Annotated in this window: 5 protein-coding genes; 2 read left to right on the top strand and 3 right to left on the bottom strand. The window is 78.1% G+C overall.

From position 1 onward, the window contains the following. On the top strand, window positions 1-387 hold a 387-nt coding region (locus ABT023_RS28855; RefSeq protein ID WP_350889832.1), incomplete at its 5' end, for an ATP-binding cassette domain-containing protein. Then, on the top strand, window positions 384-2,267 hold the full coding sequence (locus ABT023_RS28850) for an ATP-binding cassette domain-containing protein (RefSeq protein WP_350889830.1): 1,884 nt from the start codon (window positions 384-386) through the stop codon (window positions 2,265-2,267). The genes ABT023_RS28855 and ABT023_RS28850, both read left to right, overlap by 4 nt. Before the next feature lie 147 nt (window positions 2,268-2,414). Here the strand turns inward: ABT023_RS28850 and ABT023_RS28845 are convergent, their stop codons facing one another. From ABT023_RS28845 to ABT023_RS28835, 3 genes are all read right to left on the bottom strand, one after another. After that, window positions 2,415-2,993, bottom strand: a complete 579-nt coding sequence (locus tag ABT023_RS28845) for a response regulator transcription factor (protein WP_350889829.1) — start codon at window positions 2,991-2,993, stop codon at window positions 2,415-2,417. A gap of 122 nt (window positions 2,994-3,115) precedes the next feature. Then, window positions 3,116-3,721: a response regulator transcription factor gene (locus ABT023_RS28840; protein ID WP_350889827.1), complete on the bottom strand. Its 606-nt coding sequence runs from the start codon at window positions 3,719-3,721 to the stop codon at window positions 3,116-3,118. Window positions 3,722-3,920: 199 nt separating this feature from the next. After that, a partial coding sequence (locus ABT023_RS28835; protein WP_350889825.1) for a hypothetical protein occupies window positions 3,921-4,126 on the bottom strand: 206 nt, incomplete at its 5' end.

Raw genomic sequence — 4,126 nt, 5'->3', positions numbered from 1 at the left:
GCCGCCGAGGCGGCGGCGGTCGCCGACGTCGTCGACCGGCTGCCGGCAGGCTTCCGCACCCCGCTGGCCGACACGCCGCTGTCCGGCGGCGAGGCCCAGCGGCTCGGGTTGGCCCGGGCCTTCGCCGCGGCCGACCGGTTGCTGATCCTCGACGACGCCACGTCCAGCCTGGACACCGTCACCGAGCACCGGATCGCCCGTGCGGTGGCGGGGCAGCCGGGCGAGCGGACCCGGCTGGTGGTCACCCACCGGGTCGCCACGGCGGCGGCCGCCGACCTGGTCGCCTGGCTCGACGGCGGCCGGCTGCGCGCCGTCGCCCCGCACCGGCGGCTCTGGGCGGACCCGGCCTACCGGGCGGTCTTCCACGCCGACGGGCACGGCGGATGAGCCGCTGGGGACCCGGCACCAGCCACCGGGGACGCCGGATCGATCGCCGGGGCGACCCGGGCGCGACCCGCCCCGGGGTACGGCAGGTCACCTGGGCGGCGCTGCGGGCCCGCCGACCGGTCGTGGCGCGGCTCGCCGGTTGGTCGGTCGTCGAGGCGTTGCCGGCGCTGCTCTCCGGCGCGCTGGTCGCGCGGGCGGTCGACGAGGGCTTCCTGGCCGGCCGGCCAGGCGTGGGCCTGGGCTGGCTGGGGCTGCTCGCCGGGGCGGTGCTCGTCGGCGCGGTGGCGACCGGCCGGACGTACCGGAGCCTCGGCGCGGTGGTCGAGCCGTTCCGGGACGAACTCGCCGCCCGGGTGGTCCGGGCGGCCCTGCGGGACGCCACCCGGGCCGGCGGACGCGCGGACAGCGCCGCGGCGGCCCGGCTGACCCACCAGGTGGAGCTGGTCCGGGACACCTTCGCCGGCCTGCTGATGGTGACCCGGGGCTTCCTGTTCGCCGCCGGGGCCGCCCTGCTGGGGCTGGTCGCCCTGGACCCGGTGGTCGCGGCGCTGGTGGCCGCGCCCCTGGTCGCCGGGCTGGCCGTGTTCCTCGCTGCGCTGCCGGCCATGGCCGGGCAGCAGCGCCGGTACGTCCGCGCCGGGGAGGAGCTGGGCCGGGCCGGCGCGTCCGCGCTGTCCGGACACCGGGACGTGCGGGCGTGCGGGGCGGCCGGGCGGGTCGTCGCCGACGTGGGCCGGCGGGTGGCGGACCAGGCCGCCGCCGAGCGCATCCTGAGCCGGATGTCCGCCGTGCGCAGCCTCAGTATCGGCGTGGGCGGCTGGCTGCCGCTGGCGGTGCTGCTGCTGGCCGCGCCCCGACTGGTGGACCGGGGCCTGACCGCCGGCGCGTTGCTCGGCGCGCTGATCTACGTCTCCACCGGCCTGCAGCCCGCCCTGCACGCCCTGGTGCAGGGCGTCGGCGGCGGCGGTCTGCGCTACGTGGTCACCCTGGACCGCATCCTGCGGACCTGCCCGGACCCCACGGACGAGCCCAGCCCCCAGCGCGACGCCCCGACCCCGACGGCCGCGCCGTCCGGCCGGCCGGACGAGCAGTCATCGGGAGCACCGGACCCGGGCCCGCCGGCCGGGCCGGGCGGCACCGAACCGGCCGTGCGGGTGCGCGGGCTGACCTTCCGCTACGGTGCGGCGGCCCGGCCGGTGCTGGCGGACGTCACCCTGAGCCTGCCCGCCGGGGAGCACCTCGCCGTGGTGGGGGCGAGCGGGGCGGGCAAGTCCACCCTGGCCGCGCTGCTGTCCGGCCTGCTCGCCCCGCAGGCCGGCACGGTGCTCCTGGGCGGGGTTCCGGTGGCCGGTGCCCCGCCGAGCGCGCTGGCCCGGCTGCGGGTGCTGGTGCCGCAGGAGGCGTACGTCTTCACCGGCTCACTCGCCGACAACCTGCGCTACCTGCGCCCGGAGGCCGACGACGGCACCGTGTCGGACGCCGTGAATGCGCTCGGGGCGGGGGCGCTGGCCGCCCGACTCGGCGGGCTGGACGGGGCGGTGACGCCGGGCGCGCTCTCCGCCGGCGAGCGGCAACTCGTCGCCGCGGTGCGGGCGTACCTGTCCCCCGCCCCGCTGGTGATCCTCGACGAGGCGACCTGTCACCTGGACCCGGCGGCCGAGGCGAAGGTGGAGGACGCGTTCGCCCGCCGGCCCGGCACCCTGGTGGTGATCGCGCACCGGATCACCTCCGCCGTCCGGGCCCGCCTGGTGCTCGTGGTCGACGGCGAGCGGCCGGTGGCCGGCACGCACGAGGAGTTGTTGGACCGGTCGGCGGCCTACCGGGAACTCGTCGGGCACTGGGACGACCGGCCCACGCCGGCACCGGCCCGGCGGGGCTGACCCACCCGCCCCGCCGCCGCGCCCGCTCCACCGCTCCGCTCGGCTCGGTTAGCCGCCGGGCCCCGCCGCCGCCCCACCGCCCCGCCGCTCCGCTCGGCTCCGTGAGCCGCCGCGCCCCGCACGGCGGCTCGCGGCGGCGGTCTCGTGTCAGATCCAGCCGGACTCGCGGGCCACCCGGACCGCCTCGATCCGGGTCCGGGCCCCGGTCTTGCGGGCGATCCGCCCGAGGTGGTTACGGACGGTCCCGTGCGAGAGCCGCAGCGACCCGGCCACCTCGGCGACCGGGGCCCCGGCGGCGGTCAACCGCAGCACCTCGGTCTCCCGTTCGGTCAACGGGCTGTCGGCGCCGAGCGCCGCCAGCACCAACTCGGCGTCCACCACCGACTCGCGCCGGGCGAGCCGCCGGATCCCGTCGACCACCCGGTGCGGGGCCACGTCGCTGGCCAGGATGCCGACCGTCCGGCCCGGGGTGAACACGCCGTACAGGCCCCGGGCGCGGCGGGGGTTGGCGAGCACCAGCAGGGGGCACCGCTGTGTCGCCGTGCCGTCGGTGATCAGGTCGAAGTCCACCACCGCGACGTCCGGCCGGCCGACGCGGACCGCCTGGCCGACCGCGTCGCCGCGGCCCACCTCCGCCACCACGTGGATGTCCTCCTCGGCGGCGAGGACGAGCGACAACGCGCCCCGAACCAGTGCACCGTCCAGGGCGAGCAGGGTACGGATCACGGCGGACCTCTCCCGGGCAACTCCATTGATCACGGACAGTCAATATTCAAACACGTTACTGACGGGTCCGCTCGGTGAGCGGGCGGACCGGGCACGTACCGCGCCGGGCCCGCCCGCGACGGCTACAGCCAGCCGTCCCGTTGTGCCAGTCGGACGGCCTCCATCCGGTTGCGGGCACCGGTCTTGTGCAGGATGGCCGACAGGTGGTTGCGCACCGTCCCGTGGGCCAGGAAGAGCCGGCGGGCGATCTCCTTCAGCGGCAGGCCCTCGGCCGCCACCCGCAGCACCTCCAACTCGCGGCGGGTCAACGGGTTGTCCGGCGGGCTCAGCACGGCCGCCGCAGCGGCTGGGTCGATGACCCGCTCACCGGCGGCGGTCGTCCGGACCGCGCGCACCAGCTCCGACAGCCCGGCGTCCTTGCTGACCAGGCCGCGCGCGCCGGCCGCCAGGGCCGCCTCGACCAGCGGCGGGCTCCATCGGTGGCTCATCGCCAGCACGGCCGTCCCCGGGGCCTCGGCGGCCACCTTCGCCACCACCCATGCCGACTCGGGCACCCCCGGCTTCAGCTCCAGCACCAACACCTCGGGGCGCTCCCGGCGCAGCACCCCCCACAACTCACCGATGCCGGCGGCGTCGGCGACGACCTCGATGTCCTCCTCGTTCGACAGCGCGGCGCACAGCGCGCTGCGCAGCAGTCCCATCTCCTCGGCCACGACGACGTGGATCACCACGTATCTCCGATCTCGGGTACGCGTCGCGCCGCCCGGACCACCCGGCTCGATGCCGGGGGGCGGGTACGGTGCGCGCGGGAACGGACAGCGTCGGCCCGGAGCGGCGCCACGAAGGGTGCTCACGGGCCACGGTGGGCCACGTCGGGCGGCCGGCACGGCACGGGCCGGCGACCGCGGGACGGGCCGGGCCGCAGGCTCAGCCGGGGCGGACGGTCACCGCCGGGGCGCGGCCGTCGACCGGAACCGACGAGCGCGTGGTGCGCTCCCGGCCACCGGCGTACGACGGCCAGCGGGCGTCGTCGGTCGAGGCGGGCACGGGCCCGGAGCTGGCACGGGCGTCGTCGGCACGCTCGGTGGGCGGCACCGGCCGGCCGGGCCCGCCCGACGGCTGCGCCTCAGCCA

The sequence above is a fragment of the Micromonospora sp. NPDC002296 genome, from assembly GCF_040296145.1.
Lineage (GTDB): Bacteria > Actinomycetota > Actinomycetes > Mycobacteriales > Micromonosporaceae > Micromonospora.
Note: the sequence above shows the minus strand (reverse complement) of the source record. Positions and strands in the feature narration are given on the sequence as shown.

Coding starts and splice junctions, on each gene's coding strand:
- ABT023_RS28850 (WP_350889830.1), top strand. CDS start 384: ATGAGCCGCTGGGGACCCGGCACCAGCCACCGGGGACGCCGGATCGAT.